General features: G+C 70.8%; 11 protein-coding genes. All 11 read right to left on the reverse strand.

All coding sequences use genetic code 11. The annotated features are described in order from the left end of the window. Positions 1 to 30: 30 nt before the first annotated feature. Positions 31 to 993 (reverse strand): hypothetical protein, encoded by a 963-nt coding sequence (locus ABIC90_RS03185; RefSeq protein WP_354352580.1) that lies wholly within the window; start codon positions 991 to 993, stop codon positions 31 to 33. Then, positions 990 to 2,093 carry a glycosyltransferase gene (locus ABIC90_RS03190; RefSeq protein WP_354352581.1) on the reverse strand — a complete coding sequence of 368 codons (1,104 nt, stop codon included), beginning with the start codon at positions 2,091 to 2,093 and terminating at the stop codon, positions 990 to 992. The genes ABIC90_RS03185 and ABIC90_RS03190 overlap by 4 nt, the downstream gene beginning before the upstream one ends. Before the next feature lie 7 nt (positions 2,094 to 2,100). Beyond that, complete coding sequence (locus ABIC90_RS03195; protein ID WP_354352582.1) at positions 2,101 to 3,474, reverse strand: hypothetical protein; 1,374 nt, start codon at positions 3,472 to 3,474, stop codon at positions 2,101 to 2,103. A gap of 16 nt (positions 3,475 to 3,490) precedes the next feature. Beyond that, positions 3,491 to 4,471 carry a GDP-L-fucose synthase family protein gene (locus tag ABIC90_RS03200; protein ID WP_354352583.1) on the reverse strand — a complete coding sequence of 327 codons (981 nt, stop codon included), beginning with the start codon at positions 4,469 to 4,471 and terminating at the stop codon, positions 3,491 to 3,493. Positions 4,472 to 4,546: 75 nt separating this feature from the next. After that, entirely contained in the window at positions 4,547 to 5,311 is a 765-nt protein-coding gene (locus ABIC90_RS03205; RefSeq protein WP_354352584.1) for a sugar transferase, read from the reverse strand. Continuing rightward, entirely contained in the window at positions 5,308 to 7,593 is a 2,286-nt protein-coding gene (locus ABIC90_RS03210; RefSeq protein WP_354352585.1) for a polysaccharide biosynthesis tyrosine autokinase, read from the reverse strand. The genes ABIC90_RS03205 and ABIC90_RS03210 overlap by 4 nt, the downstream gene beginning before the upstream one ends. A gap of 67 nt (positions 7,594 to 7,660) precedes the next feature. Continuing rightward, positions 7,661 to 8,872 (reverse strand): polysaccharide biosynthesis/export family protein, encoded by a 1,212-nt coding sequence (locus tag ABIC90_RS03215; protein ID WP_436318164.1) that lies wholly within the window; start codon positions 8,870 to 8,872, stop codon positions 7,661 to 7,663. Positions 8,873 to 8,913: 41 nt separating this feature from the next. After that, positions 8,914 to 9,858, reverse strand: a complete 945-nt coding sequence (locus ABIC90_RS03220) for a hypothetical protein (protein WP_354352586.1) — start codon at positions 9,856 to 9,858, stop codon at positions 8,914 to 8,916. Further along, positions 9,851 to 10,810, reverse strand: a complete 960-nt coding sequence (locus ABIC90_RS03225; RefSeq protein ID WP_354352587.1) for a serine aminopeptidase domain-containing protein — start codon at positions 10,808 to 10,810, stop codon at positions 9,851 to 9,853. Before ABIC90_RS03225 ends, ABIC90_RS03220 begins: the two co-directional genes overlap by 8 nt. A 5-nt stretch (positions 10,811 to 10,815) precedes the next feature. Next, positions 10,816 to 15,846 (reverse strand): amino acid adenylation domain-containing protein, encoded by a 5,031-nt coding sequence (locus tag ABIC90_RS03230; RefSeq protein ID WP_354352588.1) that lies wholly within the window; start codon positions 15,844 to 15,846, stop codon positions 10,816 to 10,818. Further along, positions 15,843 to 23,198 (reverse strand): amino acid adenylation domain-containing protein, encoded by a 7,356-nt coding sequence (locus ABIC90_RS03235; RefSeq protein WP_354352589.1) that lies wholly within the window; start codon positions 23,196 to 23,198, stop codon positions 15,843 to 15,845. The genes ABIC90_RS03230 and ABIC90_RS03235 overlap by 4 nt, the downstream gene beginning before the upstream one ends. Positions 23,199 to 23,215: the final 17 nt, after the last annotated feature.

Below are 23,215 nucleotides of genomic sequence, written 5' to 3' on the forward strand. Positions count from 1 at the left end.
TGTGTTCCGGTGTGCGGGTCGCCGAGGCGATCAGGGCCTGGGCGGGGTGGTGGCGCTGCGCACCAGCGCCACATGCGAGGGAAGAAAGCGAAAGTCCTTGTCCAGCGGCATGTCCAGCGTGAACATGCCGCGCCTGGCCGCCGCGTCGGCGAGCCATCCGCGCAGTTGCGCGCTGGAAAAGCGCGGTGCGCTGGTCCGGGCCCACGAGGTGCCCAGCGGCGTGAGCACATGCAGCCGCAGATCGGAAGGCGGCGAGCTCAGGCGCTCGGGCGGCTGCATGAGTTCGCCCGCCATGAGGTTCTGGCAGGGCGCGCTCTTGAGGCTGAAGCGCGCCGCGCCTTCGCCCGCGTTGAAGGCCAGCCACCGGTTGGAGGCCCCGCTGCGGGCGGCCGCGCACAGCGTGCCCCAGTCGTCGGCGTTCATGTCCGTGGTGTTGTAGACGCCGTCGAACCACCAGCCCGTGACCATCGCGCCGTAGTGCTCCGACCAGTCCTTGACCACGGCCGACCAGCCGGTGATGAAGCGCCTGGGCGGCGGCAACTGCTCGGACACATCGCCCAGGCAGTCCATCAGGTAGGCATCGCCCTGCGGCGCGCGGAACGGCAGGTACAGCATCAGCGCGATGCCGTGGCGCTGCAGCGCGCGGCCGATGTCCAGCGGCAGGTCGCGCGGCGAGCGGTTGCGGGCGCTGCGCGGGCACAGCGCCTCGAGCGCGGCATTCGGCGCGATGAACTGGCCGTTGTTCTGCCCCAGCGTGAGGATCAGGTACGTGGCGCGCATCTCGGCCAGCGAGGCGGCGAAGGCCTCGGCGTCGAAGCGGCCGATGTCGCCGATGGACTGCTTGTCGGGCAGGTAATGCACCATCACACCGAAGCCGGGCGCGGCGGCCGGTGGCGCCGCGGCGAACGCCTGCGGCCCTGCGGCGGCCAGCGCCAGTGCAGTGAGCATGAGCCGGCGAAGAAGACGGGGAACCAGAAGAGAAAGCTTCGTCATTGCATGGCTCCGGTCATCGAAGGCGCGCGGCTGCGCTTGAGCGTGAGGTAGCGCGCGGCCACCGCGCCCGGCGTGCAGTCGCGCGCATGCAGCCATGCCGGCCGCGCGCGCCGGTGCCCTTCCAGGTAGCGCGCGATCTCTTCCAGGTTGCCGGCTTCGGCCTTCTCCGCGGCTTCGATGCCGATCAGCAACCCGTAGCCGGCAAACAGCTCGCGATGCACCGGAATGTCCGACAGCAACAGCGGCACACCCAGCGTCGCCGCCTCGGCGGCCGAGAGGTTGAAGCCCTCGAAGGTGGAGAGCGAGATGAAGGCCGTGGCGCCGCGGTACAGCCCCAGCAGCGCGTCGCGCGACACCAGCCCGCGGTGCCGCACGCAATGGCGAAGGGCAGGCGCCATGCGCGCCACCATGCGCTGGACCTCGGCCGCGCCGTTGCCCGTGATGTCCAGGTAGTCGACCAGGCCGTGGCGCTTCATGCGCTCGAACAGCGCCAGGATGCCGGCGAAGTTCTTGTGCGGGTAGTAGTGGTAGGCCGCGATCAGGTAGCGCCCGGCGTTGCCGGATGCACCCGCGGTGCGAGCGGCCCCGGCGCTTGTGTCCACCGGGTTGAAGATCACCGAAGTCCGCTCGCAGCGCGCGAAGTGGCGCTCGAAATCGTCCTGGCTGCTGCGGCTGATGAACACCACGTCGGCCGCGCTGCGCGAAACGCGGCGCAGGTTCCAGTCCAGCCACCCGCGCTTGTGCGCCGGGAAGTACTGCGGGTAGGCCTTGTACTGCAGGTCGTGCACCACCACGATCGAATCGCGATGGCGGCCCAGCGGCGCAAAAGGCAGAAAGTAATTGGGGAACAGCGAGAACAGCTGCTCGCCCGTCACCCACGCGCGCGCCCGGTGAAAGTTGTAGAGCAGCGTGTCCAGCACGAATCGGCTGATGCCCAGCCGCCGCGCGGCCTCGTAGATGCGCGGATGGCGCTCGCTGACGGCCTGCACCCGGTCGTCGGGCGATGCGCGCATGCTCTCGAGCAGCACTGCCGAGACGTTCAGCACACCGCCCGCCGACGGGTTCAGCCGGATGGTGTCGTAGAAAAGGTAGGTGGCCATGGCGTTCTCAGGCGGTGGGGATGCCGGTGTGCGCCGGCCGGCTCGAAGGCTCCTGCGACTGACGAGGCGACGGGTCCGTCAACGGGCGCATCGCCCGGTGCGTCCGCCTGCGGAACCAGGAGCTCAGCCCACCGGCCACCAAGGCCGCGATCAGCCCCGATGCGGCGAACGGTCCCCAGCCCAGGATCGGGCCGCGCATGAAGGGCACGTACGCGGCCAGCAGCACCAGGGCGCAGAGGTACGACGCCGTCAGCGTGCGCTGCGGGTTCACCACCCGGTCGACGATGCGAAAACCCGCCGAGACCGCAAAGCCCAGCAGCACCGGGCCGAGCAGCCCGAAGTCGAAGTACGCGGTGGCAAAGGGCGGCAGCGACAGGTTGGTCTGCGAAAAGTTGGCCGCCACCGCCGACCAGCCCAGCGGGTCGAACTCCGGAAACATCTTCAGATCGCGCGGCAAAAAGAACGACGCGGCCGACAGCAGGTAGCGCCCGAAGCCGGGCTCCGGCGAAGGCGCGCGTTCCAGCAGGCCCGCAATCACGAACATCGCGTCGAAGTCCTGGCTGAACGGAAAGGCCTCCAGCGATGCGCCCCACATGGCGTCGCGGGAGATCAGGTTGAGCACCGGGCCCAGGCCCGCGATGGCGCCGAAGACGATGGCGGCCAGCGTCCAGCGGTGGCGGCGGCCGATGGCATGGATGAGCAATGGCAGCAGCCCGATCAGGATCACCTGCCGCGCCGTGTTGACCGGGTTCGCCGCAATGGCGGCCAGCGCGAGCGCCAGGCCCGCGGCGCACCAGGCCCACAGCGTGCGGCGGCGCGCGGCGTGGATGGCCAGCGCCACGAAGCACATCAGCACCACCAGCTTGGGGATGGTGGAAAACACGATGTAGTCGATGGGCAGGCTCGCCTCTTCGCTCACCACGCCGCGCGCCACGAAGTTCAGCTCGGGCCGGATGAAGAGCGTGGCGAACGCCGCGAGCGAGCAACTGAGCAGCAGCAGGAACGGATGCGCCACGCCGCGTGCCGCGGTGTACGGGCCGCCGCCATGGACCGCCGGCCGCTCGCTCATGCCCAGCCGCGCGGCCTCCACGCCGGCCATGTACAGCAGCAGCAGCATCAGCGCCTGCGTGTGCGCCGCCGTGCCGAGGATGCCCACCTGCCAGAAGTCCACGTCCGCGGCGATCTGCATCGCAGGCGCCAGCGAGAAGTAGATGAGCAGCACCGTGTAGTGAATCAGCAGGAACACGCTGTCGCCCCTGGCCCCGAGCATCGACAGCTGCACCGCCGCAAGCACGAACACGGCCGCGTAGCCCCACACGGGGTCCACCAGCCCGCACAGCAGGGCGCAGGCAATGCCGAACCAGAAGGCCAGGGTTCTCATGGCGGCGTCCGGGGCGTCAGGCCAGCTCGACCAGCGTTTCAGCCGTGCGGATGCACTTCTGGTAGTCCGCGTAGGTGCGTCGCAGCCCTTCGTCGAGCCGCACACCGGCGCGCCATCCGAAGGAAGCGGCGCGCGACACGTCCAGCAGCTTGCGCGGTGCGCCGTCGGGCTGCGCCAGGTCGTAGCGGATGGCGCCCTCGTAGCCCACCACCTCGCGGATTTTTTCCACCAGCTCGGCGATGGACACGTCCTCGCCGGTGCCCAGGTTGATGTGGCCGCGCATCGGGTCGGTGTGCTGCTCGTACGCGGCGCGCGAGAGTTCCATGACGTCCAGGCAGCCCTGGACCATGTCGTCCACATACAGGAACTCGCGCCGCGCGCGGCCGCTGCCCCAGATCAGCACGCTGGGCGCATGGCTGATCTTGGCCAGGTGAAAGCGCTGCACCAGCGCGGGCACCACATGGCTGTTTTCCAGGTGGTAGTTGTCGCCGGGGCCGTACAGGTTGCTCGGCATCACGCTGCGGTAGTCGATGCCGTGCGTGGCGCCGTACTGCCGGGTGTAGCTCTCGCACAGCTTGATGCCCGCGATCTTGGCGATGGCGTAGGGCTCGTTGGTGGGCTCCAGCTTGCCGGCGAGCAGCGCCTCTTCGCGGATCGGCTGGTCGGCCAGGCGCGGATAGATGCAGCTCGAACCCAGGAACAGCAGCCGCTTGACGCCCGTGGCAAAGGCCTGCTGCGTGATGTTCGCCGCGATCATCAGGTTCTCGTAGATGAACTGCGCGGGGTAGGTCATGTTGGCGTGGATGCCGCCCACCTTGGCGGCCGCAACGTAGACCTGGTCGATCTGTTCGCTGGCAAAGAAGCGCGCCACCGCGGCCTGGTCCAGCAGGTCGAGTTCCGCGCGGCTGCGCGCCACCACCTCATGGCCGAGCTCGGCCAGCCGCCTTGTGAGCGACTGCCCCACCATCCCGCGATGACCTGCAACATAGATACGCATATCGTTCTTTCGGTAGAAGGAGTTGATGAACTGAAGAGGAGGAGGAAGAAGAAAAAAGGGGTGTGCCGCGCCCGGTCAGCGCGACCCGCGCGCGCCGGCCACGACCGCGAAGGTCTTGAGCACGATCCCGATGTCGCGCAGCACGGAGAGCGTGGCCACGTACTCGGCGTCCATGGCCGCGCGGCGGCGGTAGCTCACCTCGTTGCGGCCGCTGATCTGCCAGAGGCCGGTGATGCCCGGGCGCACCGCGCAGTAGTGCTCCCAGTAGCGGCCGTACAGGTCCTTCTGCGCGAACATGCAGGGGCGCGGGCCGACCATGCTCATGTCGCCCACCAGCACGTTCCAGAACTGCGGGAACTCGTCGATGCTGTATTTGCGAAGGAACGCGCCGAAGCGGGTGATGCGTGGGTCGTGTTCGAGCTTCTGGAACACCTCCCACTCCTGGCGGGCCGCGTCGTTCTCGCGCAGGTGCCGGGCCAGCACGGCCTCGGCGTCCGGCACCATGGTGCGGAACTTGAGAAAGCGGAACACCCGGCCGTCCTTGCCGTAGCGCGGCTGCATGTAGATGGCGGGGCCGCCCGAGGTCAGCAGCACGCCGGCCCAGACGAGCGCAAAGGCCCAGCCGAAGAACACGAAGAAGGCAGTCGCCATGACGACGTCCACGGAGCGCTTGGCGGCCTGCAGCAGCGGCGAGCCGCCCACGCGGGCCCGGCCTGCAGTGCGTGCCTTGCCTGTCCGATCGGCTCTGCCTGCGCGAGCGGCCGCGCCTGCGTTCGAAGAGCGCGCCTGCGCGCGTGTGTTCGAAGGGCGCGCCTGCGCGCCCGTGCGAAAGGTGTTCATGGTGTGGCGTGCTCCGGTTCGTTGCGCGGGGTGTGGCCCACGGCGGGGTAGGTGTGCTGGCGCACGCGGTACAGGCCGTACCCGTAGCCGTAGCTGCCGTAGTGGCGCTGGCGCGCGTCCAGCGCGTTGAGCACCACGCCGTGCGGCGCCGCACCCACGTGCGCCAGGCGCTTGGCGCTTTCCACCAGGTCGCCCAGCTGGCTGTCGTCCGCGCGGGCCAGCAGCAGCAGCGTGCCCATGGCCGAGGCCATCGCGACGGTCTCGGTCGCCAGCAGGATGGGCGGTGCATCGACGATCACGGTGTCGTAGCGCGCCGACACGGTTTGCAGCAACTCGGCAAAGGCTTCGCCGGCCAGCGCCGTGGCCGGGTCCTGCGGCAGCGTGCCCGCGGTGATCAGGTCCAGGTTGGGCAGCACATGCGTGTGGATCGTGCGCATCAGCGGCGCGCCGCCGGCGATCAGCTCGGCCAGGCCGTCGGAGTGCTGCGCCAGCCCGAACTGGCTGGCCAGGCTGCCGCGGCGCAGGTCGGCGTCGATCAGCAGCACGCGCTTGCCGGTGGCCGCGAGCACCGCCGCGAAGTTGGCCGACACGAAGGTCTTGCCCGCGCCCGGCGTGGCGCTGGTCAGCATCACGCGGTTGTTCGGCGCGCCCAGCATCAGGAAGCCCAGCGTGGTGCGCAGGCGCCGCACGCCTTCCAGCGCCGGGTCGTCCGGATGCAGCGCCGCGAGCAGCTGGATGCCGGGCTTGCCGATGCGCACCGCGCGGTCCAGCCTGGCCTGCTGCGTGCTGAGCGCGATGGTGCTGTACACCGCCAGGCCGGTGTGCGCCTCGATCTCGTCGGGGTTGGCCACCGTGCTCTTGAGCGTCTTGCGCAGGATGGCGGTCACCGCCCCCAGCAGCAGCCCGGCGGCCAGCGCCAGCGCCATCACGATGGCGGCTTTGGGCCGCACCGGCTTCTCCGGCAGGAGCGCGGCGTCGAGCACGCGCACGTTGCCGATGCGGCCTTCGCGCGCCAGGCGCGCCTGCAGCGAGCTGTTCAGCAGCGAGGCATACAGGTCGGTGTTGACCTTGATGTCGCGCTGCATGCGCACCGAGTTCTGCTGCAGCATCGGCATGCGGCGGATGCGGCCGTCCACCTTGCCCAGTTCGTTGCGCAACGCGCCGATCTGCGTGTCCAGCATGACCACGGTCGGATGCTGGGCGGTGAAGCGGCTCATGAGGTCCAGCCGCTTCAGGCGCGCATCGAAGAGCTTGGATTGCAGGTCGACGTTCTGCGCCAGCGCATTGCGGGCCTCGTCGTCCAGGCTCACCGTGCCGTTCTGGTTGCGGTACTGGTTGTAGACCTCTTCGGACTTCTCCAGCTGCTGGCGGAACTTGGGCAGCTCGGTGTTCAGGAAGTCGAGCGTGCGCTCGGCCTGCGCGGTCTTCTGGTCGATGTTCTGCCGCACGTAGAGGCGCGAGACCTCGTTGAGCAGCTCGGGCAGCTGCGCGCGGTTGCCGGTTTGCCAGCTCACGTCCATCACACCCGACTGCTTGCCCTTTTCGATCACGCGCAGGTCGCGCTGCAGGTCCAGCAGGGTGAGCTGCTCGGAGCGCCGGGTGAGCTCGAAGGCGCCGCCGGGCCGCGCTTCGAACGAGCCCACCAGCAGGCGGATGGTGCCGCCCGGCACCGCGGCCTCCAGCGGCACGCCGGCACGGCCTTGCAGCGGCGACTCCAGGTCGGGGTGCGTCAGCGTGTAGTTGCCGTCGGTGCCGGCGGTGAGCAGGAAGCGCTCGCCCTCGAAAGCCTGCGGCACGTCCATTTGCGCGACCGAGATCCGCTCGGTGCCCGACACATAGCCGCCCAGCCCCAGGAAGCCGGGCTCCGACAGCCCCTTCGAATGCCGCGCGATGAAGCCGCCCACGAGCGGCAGGTAGTGCGGCTGCGCGGTGATGAACAGCCGCGTGTTCTCGATGGCCTGGCCCAGCACCAGCCGCGACTTCAGGATCTCGGCCTCGCCCGAAGTCGGCGTCTTCACGCTCACGCCGTTGACCGCGGCGTCGCCCGGACTGCCCGAGCGTTCGGCGTCCTCGAGCTGGATCAGCACGTTCGCCTCGTACACCCGCGGCCCGAAGAGCGCGTAGCACGCCCCCAGCAGCAAGGCCGCGGCGGTGATCGCGGCGATCAGCCATCGATGGTCCAGCAGGATGTCCAGGTATTCCTTCAAGCCGGAGCGGGGACTGTCGGGTTCCGCGCCCAGGGGCACGGGTGCGGGGAGCGGGGGATACCAGCGCGCGTTCATGGAGGTCACCTTTTTCCGGATGTCGGGGGCGGGGGGCTTGGCGGGAGGCAGGCGGGGCTCTGCCGGACTACCTGCTGCGGGCGGTATCGCGCGCCAGGTTCGCGACCTGGGCGGCGGGCAGGATGAGGTTGGCAACGCGGTTCCACGAGACCAGCGGCACGCGGTCCACGTAGACCACGTCGCGCGGCTTCAGCTCGAAGCGGTCGGCCAGCGCGAGCGCGACCGGGTTCTTCGCGTTGATGTTGAAAACCTCCGGCGTGCCGGGCGAGCCGTCGGCCTGCGACACGCTGCGGATCACATAGATCTGGCCGGGGTCGGCGGTGAACAGGTCGGGCCCGCCCGCGTCGCCCAGCGCTTCGTTCAGGCTCAGGCGGCCGTTGCGCATGAAGAGCGCGGAGGGCCGCAGCACCTCGCCCATCACGTAGACGCGGCTGTCGTCGCGGGCGCCCACGTACACGATGTCGCCGTTTCGCAGCGGGATGTTGTTGCCGTCGGCGCCGAAGCGCTTGAGCAGCGGCAGGTCGATGTTCACCGTGCGGTCGCCGCGCGAGAGCGCCACCTGCGAGCGGTCGCCCGAGGCGGTGATGCTGCCGGCGCGGTTCAGCGCCTCGGCCAGCGTCATCGGCACGTCGGTGAAGATCTGCAGGCCCGGGGTGCGCACCTCGCCTTCCACATACGCGCGCTGGCTGCGGAACGACTGGATGCGCACGCTGACCTGCGGCGCCTTGATGAACGCGCGGATGCGCCTGGCGATCAGCTCGGACGCGCTGCTCTCGGTGAGCCCCTGCAGCTTGGTGCGGCCGATGTAGGGAAAGCTGATCTCACCCGCCGCATCCACGATGAAGCCGGGCGCGACCGTCACGCCGGTGGGGTCGCTCTGCTGCGAGATCACCGCGCCCGCGTTGGGCAGGAGCTCCGGATGGTCGTAGACGATGACGCCCACCACGTCGCCGGGGCCGATGGTGTAGGCCGAGGCGCGCCCGAACAGCGCCTTCACCTCGGCCGGGATGCCCGTGTTCGCGGCGTTCTGCGCGCGGATGAGCTCCGGCGTGATGGTCTTGACCCTGTTGGTGCCGACCGCGCCGCCGGAGCCGTCGTCGGGTTGCAGCAGCGCCGGCGTGCCGAAGCCCGGCACGCAGCCGCTCAGGCCCAGCGACAGCAGCAGCGACATCGCGAGCCATCGCAGCCGGGGTGCGTTGAAGCCGGTGGCGGCTTGCAGGGCGGCGGGGGGCATAGCGTGCGCGGCTTGCGGCGCGCTGGCGGAATGGGTGCGGATCATGAGGGTTCTCCTTGGCTGAGGCCGGGCTGCGGCTGTGGTGGTCATGGCGCAGCCCAGGTGGTGGGCATGGCGTGCGCGGTTCCCGCGGCGGTGGCAGGGCGGCGCGTGCCGCGCCGTCCGGTGCCGGTGGCGAGGCAGCGTTCGGCGACCCAGTCGCCCACGGCCTCCAGGAACAGCAACTGCCCCTCGGCCGTGCAGACCGTGTGGTCCACCTCGCGCATGAATTCGTAGTCCAGCGACGGCGCGAACGGGGCGTGGCGAAAGGCGCCAAGCTGGTCGCGGCCGCGGTCGCTCACGTGCAGCGAGCCCGAATACAGCAGCTGCATCGCCACGTCGCGCTCGAACAGCCGCTGCATGGTCGCGTCGAACCAGACGGCGTTTTCTTCGGTGGTGCGCCTGTCCGGGAAGAAACCGGGCAGCGGCTTGGCGGCCTGGCTGCGCAGCAGGTGGCGCCGAAGCCAGCGCCATGCCTTGCCCGGAAACGAGGGGTGCGTCGGGGCCGCGAGGGCGCGGCGCAGCGTGCGCTCCCAGCGCGAGCGCCGCTGCGGAAACGCAAAGCCGTCGAACAGCGACAGCGCCACCACGCGCGTGTCCGTCACTGCGGTGGACATGGCGTGCTCCACGCCCGAGCACATGCCCGCGAGCACGAAGCGGTGCACGCCCAGCGTGCGTTCGCACTGGTCCATGGCGGCCTGCAGGCTGTGCACGGCGCGCGTCTGCAGGTCGGGGGCCGTGTCCAGCGCCTCGCTGTCGCCCACGCCGCCCAGGTCGAAGCGCAGGCTGCTCACACCGCGCGCAGCGAGGGCATGCGCCAGTTTCACGTTGATGCGGCGCGGGCCCACGCGGTGGTTGGCGCCCATGTTGAACATCAGGCAGGCGGCGGGTGCCGGCGGCGCGCGCCGCGCGGGCACGGTGAGCATGCCTACCAGGGCATTGCCGGGGCCGAAGCGCACCGGTGTCTGCGTGATGTGCGTCGAGTCATTCATGGACGGCCCCCTGCAAGCGGGTGAGCGCCTCGGCCGGAACCATGGCGCTGTTGGGGTAGGGGTCCGCCGTCCAGTCCAGCGGGTGCCGGAAGTACGCCAGGCGCACCGGCATGTGACGCGACTGCTGGTCGGCGGCCCATTGCGCGGTCTGCGTGTCGTCGGGCGAGGCCAGCACCAGCGTGTCGTGCAGCGCGGTGAGCGGCAGCGATTCGGGCGTGAGCGCGTGCAGCTGCGCGCGCAGCGCCGGTGAGAGGCTGGCGCCCAGCGCTTCCTCGGGCAGGGCGTCCGGGTTTCGCGCGAGGTTGCGGCGCCACGAGAGGTCGGGGATGCAGAAGGTGGTGTCGATCGCCGCCACGTGCTGCTCGCGCAGCAGGCGCGCGTAGCGGCGGCCGTCGATCACCGGCTCCCACAGCACCAGCCGCACCGGGTCGCAGCGCCCGTTGCGCGCGGCCAGCACGGCGAGCGTGGCGCCCAGCCGCGCGCCGATCCACACGATGCGGGCCTGGGGCGCGCGAAGTCGCAGTTCTTCGTGCGCCGACCACAGGTCGCGGCGCCAGCCGTCCATCTCGCCCCCGCGCTCGTCGCCGGGCGAGTCGCCCGCGCCATGAAAGTCGAAGCGCAGCGTGGCGACGCCGGTGCGCGCCAGCCGTTCGGCCAGCACCTTGTAGAAGCGATGGGTCCGCAGGCCTTCCTGGCCGAAGGGCGCGCACAGCAGCACGGCGCTGTCCACCGTCCTGGCGCTTTCCGCGGCGTGGAAGATGCCGAAGAGCTGGCGCGAGCGGGGGCCGAACATGAAAGGCTCGGGCGCGGTGCGGCCGTTCGGCGCCTGGGGCGAGTGCGGGGCTTGCGGCTCGTTCGGCGCTTCGGGCGATGTCCCGCGAGCGGTCGTCGGGAGTGTTCCCGAAGGCGCCGCCGAAGGTAGCGAAGAGGGCGTGAAGGCAACGATGGCCATGGCGTTCATCCCCTGCGCAGCCAGCCGCCGAAGGCGCGGCTCAGCAGGCCTTCGCCGCGCGCAGGCACCCCGGCATCGCCCATCGGGAGGCTGGCGAATTCGGAGGTGTCCATGTCGGACGCGGTCTTGGGCGCCGAGGCGATCTGCCCGAGGTTCTCGAACAGGTAGCGGCGCGAGTTCACGCGCACGCCCGTCGCCTGCTCGGTCTGCTGGATCGCGCGCAGCACCAGCAGCGAATCGCCGCCCAGGTCGAAGAAGTTGTCGCTTGCGCGGATCTCGTTGACGTCGATGCCGATCACCGAGGCCCAGATCTGCGCGAGCTTCGCGTGCTCCGGGATCAGGATCGGGTCTGCCTGCGCATGGCCGTTGGCGTTTCCATTGGCGTGTCCATTCGCGAGCCCGTTCCCGTTCGCACGCACCGGCGCCGCGGCCTGGTCCGGATCGGCCGCCAGCTTGCGAAGGTACGCCGCGCTGTGCGAGTTCTCGTCGCTGGCGAGCCACTCCAACTTGGCTTCGGGGCGCTCGATGGCCCGTTGCAGCAGCTCCAGGTAGCGGTCGCGCAGCTGCGCGCCGGTTTCGCGCACGTACAGGTCGGCGTTGTAGATCAGCGCGCCTTCCAGGCCGTGGGTCTTGTCCATCAGCCACACGCCGATGTCGTCGGTGGCGCCGCGCTGCATCACATGCAGCTGCCGGGTCTTCAGGCTGCCGAGCCGGCGCGAGCGGTCGCGCGCATCCTGGAACGAAAACATCGACTGGTAGGCGGCGGTGATGCGCGCCTCGCCGCCGGTCGTGGGCTCGGTCATCAGGCTCTCGAAGGGCACCTGCTGGTAGTTCATGACCGCCAGCAGCTCGCCCTTCACGTAGCGCATGAAGTCGGGCAGCGACTGCCCAAGGCGCACCTCCAGCGAAATCGGCAGCACGTTGTTGAAGAAGCCCATCACGTCTTCGGTCTCGGGCTGCTGGCGGCCGCGCACCGGGTTGGCGATGACGACGTTCTCCGAGCCGATCACGCTGCGCAGCGTGACCGCATAGAGGCCGAAGGTGAGCATGCTGAGCGTCACGTCCATGTCGCGCGCGGCCTTGCGCAGCGCCTGCGTGGTGGCCAGGTCGATGCTGATCCAGTGGGCGCCGCCCTGGCCGCTCTTGCCCGCGCGGCGCGGCATGTCGGTGTTGGGAAGGCGCGCCCGCGAAGCACCCGCAAAGCGCTGCCGCCAGAAGCCCAGCTGTTCCTGGAACGCGGGCTGTCGCATCCATTGCGCCAGCCATTCGGCGTAGTCGCCGTGCGTGGTGGCGATCTCCGCCAGCCCGTGCGGGCGGCCGCGCTCGGCCGCGTCGTACAGGGTGGAGAGCTCGCGCTGCAGCAGGTCGAAAGACCAGCCGTCCCACACCAGGTGATGCGGCACGAACACGAACACATGCTCCTGCGCATCGAGCTGGAACACCGCCGCATGGGCCATGGGCGCCTGGTGAATGTCGATCGGCCGGTCGGCCAGCTCCTGCATGCGTTCGGTCAGCTCGGCCTCGCGCTGGTCGGCCGGCAGGCCGCGCAGGTCGATGAAGGGCAGCGGGAAGTCGGCCGTCTTCTGGATCAGCTGCACCGGCTGCCCGCTGTCGGGGTCCGTGCCCATGCGGGTGCGCAGCGCGGGCTGGCGGCGCACGATCTCCTGCAGCGCCGCTTCGAAGCGCGCCGCATCGAAATCGCCCGACAGGCGCTGCGCCGAGGGCGCGTTGTAGACCGAGCGGCCGGGGTGCAGCTCTTCCATGAAGCGGATGCGCTCCTGCGAAGGCGTGAGCGGGGCGGCGTGGCGGTCGGGCCGGTACGGCAGCGCCGCTTCCGAGCGGGTGCCCGCGCGCTGCAGCCCTTCGAGCACCGCGGCCAGCTTCTCGGCCGTGGGCGCCTCGAACAGCGCGCGCAGCGGCAGCGTCATCTGGAACTCGCGGCTGAGCAGCGTGGTCAGGCGCGCGGCCAGCAGGGAGTGGCCGCCCATGGTGAAGAAGTCGTCGTGCATGTCCAGGCCCGGCAGGCTCAGCACCTGCTCCATCGCCGCGAGCACCTTGCGTTCGCAGTCGTTGCGGGGGCCGGCGCCGCGCTGCAGGTCGCCGCGCTGCAGCGCCTGCGGGGCCGGCAGCGCGACGCGGTCGACCTTGCCGTTGGGCAGCGTGGGCAGCGCCTGCAGCATCACCACGTGCTGCGGCAGCATGAAGGCCGGCAGGTGTTCGCGCAGGTGGCGCATCAGCGCTTCCTGGTCGAAGGGCACGCCGGGGGTCTGGCCCAGGTAGGCCACCAGGCGCACGTCGCCGGGGATGTCCTCGCGCGCCACGACCACGCTGCGCGAGACGCCCGCCACCTCGCAGCAGCGCGCCTCGATCTCGCCGGGCTCGATGCGGTAGCCGCGCACCTTCACCTGGAAGTCGAGCCGGCCCAGGTGCTCGATGAGCCCGTCGTTGCGCCAGCGGCCGCGGTCGCCGGTGCGGTAGACCGGTGTGTTCACGCCGAAGAGGCGCGTGGTGACGAAGCGCTCGGCCGTCAGTTCGGGCCGGTCGAGATAGCCCAGTGCCAGGCCCTCGCCGGAGATGCAGATCTCGCCCGGCACGCCGATGGGGCAGGGCTGCAGGTTGGCATCCAGCATCCAGATGCCGGTGTTGTCGACCGGCAGGCCGATGGACACGCCGCGCTCGGCCACCAGCGCAGGGTCCACCCGCCAGGCCGTGGAGTACACGGTGGTCTCGGTGGGGCCGTAGCCGTTCCAGATTTCGGCGCAGCGCTCGCACAGCGCGTAGGCCAGCGCGGGCCGCAGCGGCTCGCCGCCGGTCCAGCCGCGCAGGCCCGGCTTGCCCGCCCACTGGGCGTCGATCAGCAATTGCCACATGCCCGGCGTGGCCTGCAGGAAGGTGATGTCTTCTTCGTCCAGCAGCTTGTGCAGGCGCAGGCTGTCCATCGCGGTATCGCGCTGCACCATCACGATCTCGGCGCCGGCCGCCAGCGGCAGCAGCACGTCGGGCACCGCCATGTCGAAGGACAGCGTGGTCACCGCGGCGACCCGGTCGTCGGCGTGGATGCCCGAGGTGCGCTGCATCCACTGCAGCAGGTTGGCCACGCCGCGGTGCGCGGTGCATACGCCCTTGGGCACGCCGGTGGAGCCCGAGGTGTAGATCACATAGGCCATGTCCTCGGCGCCCGGGTCGTCCTGGCTGGGCGCGAGCGGCTCGCCGGATTCCTCGTGCCATGCGGTGTCGCGGTCGATCTCGAAGACGTCGCCGGCTGCGTCCGCGCGCCAGGCGCGCGGCGCGGTCGCGATGTCCGAGGTGGTGAGCATCAGCCGCAGCTGCGCGTCGCTGGCGTAGTGGTCCAGCCGGGCCTGCGGAAACGCGGCGTCCAGCGGCACATAGGCCGCGCCGCTCTTGAGCACGGCCACCACCGCGATGATGGTTTCCAGGCTGCGCTCCAGGCACAGCCCCACGCGGTCGCCGCGCCGCACGCCCCGCGCGCGCAGTGCGCGGGCCAGGCGGTTGGACATCGCATCGAGCTCGCCGTAGCTGCAGCGCCGGGCGCCGTCGCGCACCGCAGGGCTGTCGGGCTGCAGCGGCGCGCGCGCCATGAAGGCGGCATGCGCGAGCGGCGCGCCCTCCAGCGCCACCGCGCGCGGCTGCAGTGCCACCAGCTCCCGCGCCTCCTCGGCCGACAGCACATCCAGCCGGCTGATCGACTTGGCGGGGTTGCGCACCGCCGACTGCAGAACGCACTCGAACATGTCCAGCCAGCGCGAGACGCTCGCGTCGTCGAACAGGTCGGTGTTGTACTGGGCCTCGATCTGCAGGCCGCCGTCCAGCGGGCGCAGGTTCAGGAAGAGCTCGAAGTTCTCGTACTGCCGCGCGATGGTGTCCTGCGCGACCTCCAGGCCCGGAAAGTTGCGCGCACCGGTGGACACGTCGGGGTCGACGTTGAACAGCACGTTCACCAGCGGCACCCGGCTCGGGTCGCGCTGCAGCGAGAGCTTGCCCAGCAGCGCGCCGTAGGTGAGCGCCTGGTGCTCGAAGGCGTCGAGCACGGTGGTGGCGCATTCGCCCATGAGCGTGTCGAAGCGCACATGCGCCGGCGCCGCCAGCCGCAGCGGCAGCAGGTTCACGCAGTGGCCCACCAGGCCGGGCATGTCGCGTGCGAGCTGGCCCGAGGTCGGGATGCCGACCACGATGTCGTCCTGCCCCGTCAGGCGGTGCAGCGTCGCGACCAGGCCGGCCAGGAGGCCCGCGAACAGGCTGGCGCCGGTCTTGGCGCTCACCGAGCGCAGGGCGCCCACGAGCCGGCGGTCGAGCATGCGCACGGCGCGGCGCGAGCCGAAGGTGCGCACCGCCGGACGCGGGTGGTCCGGCGGAAGCTCCAGCATGGGCAGCGTGCCCGAGAAGCTCTTGAGCCAGTAGTCCACATGGGCCTGCATGGCGGGGTCGGCGGCTTCGGCGGCCTCTTCCGCGGCAAAGTCCGCATAGGCGGGCGCCGCCTTCAGCGGCAGGCCCTGGCCGATCTGCGCGGCGTAAAGGTGGCCCAGCTGCTCGGTGATGACCGCCCACGACCAGCCGTCGCACACCACATGGTGGGCCGACATGACCAGTTCATGCTCGGCTTCGCCCAGCCGATACAGCGCGGCGCGAAACAGCGGCCCGTGCTCCAGCGAGAACGGCGTGCACACGGCCTCGTCGTGCGCGGCCTGCAGCGCGTCCGCGCGGGCCTCGGGCGAGAGGCTGCCCAGGTCCTTGTGCACCAGCACGTCGCCGATGGGCTCGCCCACGAGCATGCTCCTGCCGTCCGGCGTGATGCTGGCGCGCAGCGACTGGTGGCGCTCCACCAGCTTTTCCACCGCCCGGGCCAGGGCGTTGCGGTCCAGCGGCCCCTGCATGCGCAGCAGCACCGATTCGTTGTAGGCCAGCGAGGCCTGGGTGCTGAAGGTGGCGCCCAGCCAGATCTCGCGTTGCGACTCCGTCGTCGGGATCACGCATTCGATGAGGCCGCTGGCGGCCGAGGGGCGTAGAACGGCGTTCATGCTGTGGTCTTTCCGTTGATGACAGGGGTCGGGGCGGGGGCGTTCGGCACGTACCAGAAGGGCTGGCCGTCGACATCGCGGGTGAGGATCGAGCCGTCCTGCGCGGGCTTGCGCACGTCGAAGTGCGTCGCCGGCGGCGCGCGGCGGGGCAGGAAGCCGGACTCCTGCAGCTCGGCCACCGATTCCTTGAAGGCGCGCTGGATCGTCGCGACGTCTTCCTGGCTGTGCGCGGTCGTCAGGAAGCACGGGAAGTTGTCCAGGATGTGCACGCCGCGGCTGCGCATCATGGCGAAGAGCAGGTCTTGCAAGGGGTGGTCTTCCAGCCAGTTCACGCGCCAGAGCGAGGCGAAGTGGCGAATGGCAATGGGCGCGCCCACTTCGGCGCACCAGGCGGTGAGCTCCTCGGCCATGGCGGTGGTGGTGGCGCCCAGCGCTTCCTGCAGCGCGGGGCCGGCCGCCTTGAGGTGTTCGAGCGAGGCCTTGCACGCGGCCAGCGCGAGCGGATGCCGCACGAAGGTGCCGGCGAAGTAGGTCACGCCCACGCCCGGAATCGAGTCGTCGCCGTACTGCCAGGGGCCGCCGTCCAGCGCATCCATGAAGCTCCGCTTGCCCGCGACCACGCCCACCGGAAAACCGCCGCCGATGACTTTGCCGTAGGTGGCGAGGTCGGCGCGCACGCCGAACAGTTCCTGCGCACCGCCCAGGCCCGTGCGAAAGCCGGTGATGACCTCGTCGAAGATGAGGCAGGTGCCGCTCTGCGTGGTGATCTCGCGCAGTTCCTGCACGAACTCGCGCGGCTGGAAGTCGGGGCGGCGGCTCTGCACCGGCTCGACCAGCACGGCGGCCAGGTCCTCGGCGTTCTCGCGGATGAATGCCAGCGCTTCGGGCGTACCGTAGTCGAGCACGCGCACGTCGCCGAACATGCCGCTCATCACGCCCGGCGCGGCCGACAGGCCCTTGCCGCCCTTGCCGGCGCGCACCAGCACTTCGTCGAAGGTGCCGTGGTAGGAGCCGGTGAACACCGCCACGGTGCTGCGGCCGGTGACGGTGCGCGCAATGCGCAGCGCCGCCATCACCGCCTCGGAGCCGGTGTTGCACAGGCCCGCGCGCTCGCAGCCGGTGAGCTCGCACAAGAGGCGCGTCACATCGGCCGCGAGCGGATGCTGCGGACCGATCTCGTAGCCGGCGTCCAGCTGCTTCCTGACGGCCTCCTGCACGAAGTCGGGTTGCCAGCCGAAGAGGTTGAGGCCGAAGCCGTTGAGCGCGTCGACGTACTCGTTGCCGTCGATGTCCCACATCTTCGAACCCTTGGAGCGCTCGATGACGATCTGGTAGGTGATCTCCTTGGTGAGCGGGCGAAAGCCGTTGACCACGCGGGGGTCGGCCATGTGGGCGCGGTTGTCTTCGGTGAAGCGCTTGCTGTTCTGCGTGCGCGCGACATAGCGGCGCACGAACGCGGCCAGCCGCGCCTTCTGCCGCGCGCTGGGCTCGGCGGTGTGCTGGGTGTGGATGCGGGCGATGGCGCCGAAGGCCTTGGCGACGTCGTAGCGGAGCGGCTCGCGCGGGGCCTCGGGCTCCTGTGCCGGCGCCTGGAGCGCGGGCGGCACCGGCTGCTGCGGCTGCACCGCCGGGACGGCAATTGCCGCCGACACAGCGGAAACAGGCGCGCCGGACAGCAATGCGAGCTGTTGGCGCATCAATTCCATTTGCTGCGCAATCAACTGGTTCAGTGCGCCGGCCGGTTGCGGGGGCACGGCCGTAGCCATGGGCGCCGCTTCATTGACAACTCGCATCAGGACCGGCGCGGCGGCGGCGGCGGGCGTTGCCATCGCGGGCTCGGGCTGCGGTGCGGCTTCAGGCGGCAGGCTCTGCTGCAGGAACGCCGAGAGCGCGTCGAAGCTGCGGTAGTTCTCCATCAGCTGCCGGAAGCTGAGGTTGACCTTGAAGCTCTTCTTGATCTGCGTGGCGGCCTGGGTCAGCGTGAGCGAGTCCAGGCCGAGTTCGGCGAAGGCCGCGTGGCCCGGCGCCTTGGCCATGTCGATGCCCGAGATGTCTTCGAACAGGGTGCGCAATCGCAGGTCCACCGACGGCGCGCGCGACGCCGGGGGCACGAGGGGCGAAAGGGGCGGGGGCGCTGCAGCGGTCACGGTCGGCTCCAATGAAACGGGTGGAACAGGAAGGGCTGTCGAAAGGGCGGGAAGCTCGGCAAGGGCAGCCGGAGCGACAGGCGCGGCCGCCACCGGCGCACCGGGCGCGATGTCGACCCAGAAGCGCTTGCGCTCGAAGGGATAGGTGGGAAGGCACACGCGGCGCGCACCGTCACGGGCGGCCAGGTGGCCCAGTTCGATGCCGGTGCCGCAGGTCCATAGGCGCGCGGCCGCCAGTTGCAGGGAGCGGGCCTCGTCGGCCGGCTCGCCCTGCAATAGCGAGACGGCGGTGAGGCCCGTCTTCGATGCCGGGGCCAGCGCCTTCGCGCCGTGCTGCCGAACCAGCGTGGCGAGCGTGTTGCGCGGGCCGACTTCCACGAACACCGGATGCGCCGCCGCAGACGCCGCGCTTTGCAACGCGGGCGAGAAGCGCACGGTGCCGCGCAGATGCCGGGCCCAGTAGGCGGGGCTGGTGGCTTCGGCTTCTTCGAGCAGGCGGCCCGTGAGCGTGGAGTAGATGGGGATCTGCGGCGCGTGCAGCACGACCTGGCCGACCAGCGCCTCGAAGGGCGCCACGGCGCCGTCCATCATCGAAGAGTGGAAGGCGTGCGAGGTCTGCAGCGCGCGGCAGGCGATGCCTTCGGCTTCGAACGCGGCCTGCTGTTGGGCGATTGCATCGGTGGGGCCTGCCGCCACGCAGGCGCTGGGACCGTTCTCCGCCGCGAGCGACACCGAAGGCGAGGACGCGAGCCGCGCTTCCAGTGCAGCCGCGCCCAGGCGCACCGACAGCATCGTGCCCGCGGGCAGTGCCTGCATCAGCGCGCCCCGGCGGGCGACGAGCCGCACGGCGTCTTCCAGGCGCATCACGCCGGCGACGACCGCCGCGACGAATTCGCCGACGCTGTGGCCGACCAGCGCATGCGGCCGCAGGCCCAGCGACAGCAGCCGCCGCGCGAGTGCGTATTCGAGCGTGAAGAGCGCGGGCTGCGTGACGGCGGTGGGGGCCAGCGCGAGCGGGTCGTCGCTGAACATGCGCTCGCGCAGATCGAAGCCGAGCACATCGGCCATGCCGTCCAGCGCACGCAGGCACTCGTCGAAGGCGGCCGCGAACACCGGGTCTCCCGCATGCAGCGCCCGGCCCATGCCCGCGTACTGCGCGCCCTGGCCCGGGAACATCAGCACGGGCTGCGGCGTGCGGGTGCCGATGCTGCCGCCGGCGCGCCACGGCGCGTCGTCCGTTGCGTCCGTGCCGTTCATTCGCAAGGCTGCGATGGCTTCTGTGGTGTCGGCGGCCACGATGGCGCGGCGGAAGGCGTGCGCCTTGCGGCCGACGCAGAGGGTGAAGGCCGCGTCGCCCAACGACAGGGCAGGGTGCGCTTCGAGGTGCGCCGCCAGTTGCTGCGCTGCCACCGCGAGCGCGGCCTCGGAGCGGGCGGACAGCGGCAGCAGCTGGATGGCGCCTTCCGCCGATGCGGTGCGCGATGCGGCTTGCAAGGGCGCTTCTTCCAGCACCACATGCGCGTTGGTTCCGCCCACGCCGAACGAGCTCACACCCGCGCGGCGCGGCAGGTCGGTGCGCGGCCAGGGCTGCAGCTGGTTGCTCACGTAGAACGGCGTGCGCTCGAAGTCGATGCCCGGGTTCGGCGCTTGGTAGTGCGCCGTGGGCGGCATCAGTTCGTGGTGCAGCGACAGGGCCGTCTTGATGAGCCCCGCTGCCCCCGCGGCCGTGACCATGTGGCCCACGTTGCTCTTGAGCGAACCCAGCGTGCAGTAGCCGCGCGCATCGGTGTGCTCGGCATAGGCGACGGCCAGCGCCTCCACTTCGATGGGGTCGCCCATCGGCGTGGCCGTGCCGTGGGCTTCCACGTACGAAATGCTCTGCGCATCGACGTCGGCCGCCGCCAGCGCGGCGCGGATCACCGCGGCCTGGCCGTCCACGCTGGGCGCGGTGAAGCTGGCCTTGGCGCCGCCGTCGTTGTTGACCGCGGCGCTGCGAAGCACCGCGTAAACGGTGTCGCCATCAGCCAGCGCGTCGGACAGGCGCTTGAGCAGCACCACCGCCGCGCCGTCGCTGAACACGGTGCCCCGGGCCTCGCTGTCGAAGCTGCGCGTGCGGCCGTCGGGCGAGAGCATCGAGCCCTCCTGGTAGAGGTAGCCGCTGCGCGGCGGGCAGGTGACCGAGGCGCCGCCCGCGAGCGCCATGTAGCACTGGCCGGTGCGCAGCGCATGAAAGGCCTGCGCCACCGCCACCAGCGAGGTGGAGCACGCGGTGTTCACGCTCACCGCCGGCCCGCGCAGGTTGAGCTTGTTGGCCACGCGGGTGGTGATGTAGTCCTTTTCGTTGGCCAGCATCACCTGGAACTCGCCGACGGCTTCGATCAGGTCGGGGCGGGGCGCCACATGGCGCTGGAAGTAGGTGGCGTTGTAGGAGCCCGCATACACGCCCACCGGGCCGGGCGCTTCGTCGGGCACGTAGCCCGCGCGCTCCAGGCACTCCCAGCAGATCTCCAGGAACACGCGGTGCTGCGGGTCCATGAGCGTGGCTTCCTTCGGGGAGATGCCGAAGAAGGCGGCGTCGAAGTTCTCGATGCCCTCGATGACGCCGCGTGCGCGCACGTAGGCCGGGTCGCGGCGCAAGGCCTCGCTCACGCCGGCGTCCAGCGTGGTGTTGTCGAAGAAGCTCACGGTGTCGCGGCCGGCAACCAGGTTGTCCCAGAACTGCTCGACGTCGGCGGCGCCGGGGAAGCGGCCGGCGGTGGCGATGAGGGCGATGGGCTCGGGAGCGTTTGCGCTGTCGGTCTTTCCGCGCTGGCGGGTTTCGAAACGATGGTCCGGCGCGGATTGCCCGGCCTCGTCGGCCGGTACCAGCTGCGCCGCGATGGCGGCCGGCGTGGGGTGCCGGAAGAACAGGTTGGTCGACAGCGGCTGCACATCGTCGCGCTGCAGGTCTGCCAGCACCTGCAGCACCAGCAGCGAATTGCCGCCCAGGTCGAAGAAGTTGTCGTTACGCCCCGCCCGGTCGATGCAGAGGGCGCGCGCGAAGGCCTCGCACACCTGCTGCTCGATGTCGTCGCGCGCTTCCTCGAAAGGCTGCGCGAGCTCGGGGCGCTCGGCGGCGGGCTCGGGCAGGGCCTTGCGGTCCAGCTTGCCGTTGGACGTGACGGGAAGTTCGGCGAGCCACACCTGTGCCGAAGGCAGGAGGGCCGCAGGCAGGCGGGCCGCAAGGTGCGTGCGCAGCGCGTCCCACGAGATCGGCTGCCCGCGTGCGACCAGATACGCCACCAGGCGCAACTGCCCATCGGCCCCGGGCCGAGCGACCACCGCGCACGACTGGATGGCCGGATGCGACAGGATGGCCGCCTCCACCTCGCCGGTCTCGATGCGGTGGCCGTGGATCTTGACCTGGCCGTCGATGCGGCCGATGAATTCGACGGTGCCGTCCGGCAGCCAGCGCGCGAGATCGCCCGTGCGGTAGAGCCGGTCTTCCGGCCCGCCGAAGGGGTCGGGCACGAAGCGCGCGGCGCTGAGTTCGGGTTGCCCCAGGTAGCCGTTCGCCAGGCCATGGCCGCCGATGCACAGCTCGCCCACCAGGCTGGTGGGCAGCAGCGCCAGCGACGGGCTCAGCACCCGCAGCACGGTGTCCTTGATCGGGCGGCCCAGCGGGATGGAGCGCAGGTCGACCGCGAGCTGGGAGCGCTCGATGCGGTGCGTGGCCGCGAAGGTGGTGCACTCGGTCGGGCCGTAGCCGTTGCTCAGCACGAGGCCGGGCAGGGCCTGGAGCGCGCGGCGCACATGGGGCACCGACAGCGCCTCGCCGCCGGTGATGAGGTGGTCCAGGCCGGCGAGGTGCCGCGGATCGCCGTCGATCACCGCGTTGAAGAGGGCGGCCGTGAGCCAGGCCGTGCGCACCTCGTGCCGGGCGATGGTGCGCGCGAGGCCGGCGCCGGTGGGCACGCGCTCGTCGTGAATGACGCAGACGCCGCCGTTGAGCAGCGGGCCCCAGATCTCCAGCGTCGAGGCGTCGAAGGCGAGCGGTGCCGCGTGAAGCACGGCGCGGCCGGGGGCGAAATCGACGTAGTCGACATCGACCACCAGCCGCAGGATCGCGCGATGGCTGATCGCGATGCCCTTGGGTACGCCGGTCGAGCCCGAGGTGTACATGACATAGGCCGCCGATTCGCCGTCGATGGCCGGTGCATTCTGAAAGCCACGGTTGGCATCGTTCTCGGACGCTGTCAGGCCGTCGATCGGGTCCATCAGCACGGCGCTGCGGCCGGCCGGCACCAGGTGGGCCAGCGCGTGGGCGGTCAGCACGCGGGTGGCGCCTGCCTGATCGAGCATGTTGGCGATGCGCTCGGGAGGAAAGTCCGTCGCCACGGGCACGTAGGCGGCGCCCGCCTTCAGGATGCCGAGCGTGGCGACGACGGCGGCCATCGAACGCTCGAGCAGCATGCCGACGTTGTCGCCCGCGCACACGCCCAACTGCCGCAGCTGCTGCGCGAGCCGGTCGCTGCGCGCATCGAGTTCGGCGTAGCGCATCGTCTGCTCGCCTTCCGCCAGCGCCACCGCATCGGGCATGGCCGCGGCGCGGCGGCGGAAGACCGAGGGCACGGTGAGGGCGCGGTCCAGCGCGGCGGGCGGGGTGTTCCATGCGGCGAGCTGGTCGCGGCGGTCGGCGTCGGGCAGGGTGCGGATGTCGGCCAGCGGTGCGTCGGGGCGGGCGAGCAGATCGGCGGCGGTGCCGGCGATGGCCGCGAGCAGGCGCTCTGCCGAGGCGCCGTCCATCAGGCCCGCGGCGACGTCCAGGTGCAGGCGAGCCGGTCGGCCGGGCTCGGCGTCGAGGCGGAGGCACACCGGCGTGTCTGTTTCGGTCGGCAAGTCGTCAGACGAGGTGGCCGCCCTTCGGGCCTGACCGATTTGCGCCAGCCATGCGCCCACCGTGCCGTCGGTCGGCATTGCCGGGGTGGTGCCCAGCCAGCGCGACTGCAACAGCAGCCATGCGGCCTGGAACAGCGTGTCCGGCACATACCCAGTGGTACCCACGAAAGCCAGCCATCGCTGCGTGGCACCCGCATCGAGCGTGAGCGAGGCGCCGAGCCGCTCGCTCGCCGCTGCTGCGGCCGCGGGAGCCCGCGCCACGAACAGGTCGGCCAGCGAGAGCCCTGGAGGGGCTGCCTGCACCGGCGGAGCGAATTGGGTTTCCATGTAATTACCAAGCTTTA

Origin of the sequence: Variovorax boronicumulans (assembly GCF_040544675.1) — a bacterium.
Taxonomy (GTDB): Bacteria; Pseudomonadota; Gammaproteobacteria; order Burkholderiales; family Burkholderiaceae_C; genus Variovorax; species Variovorax boronicumulans_D.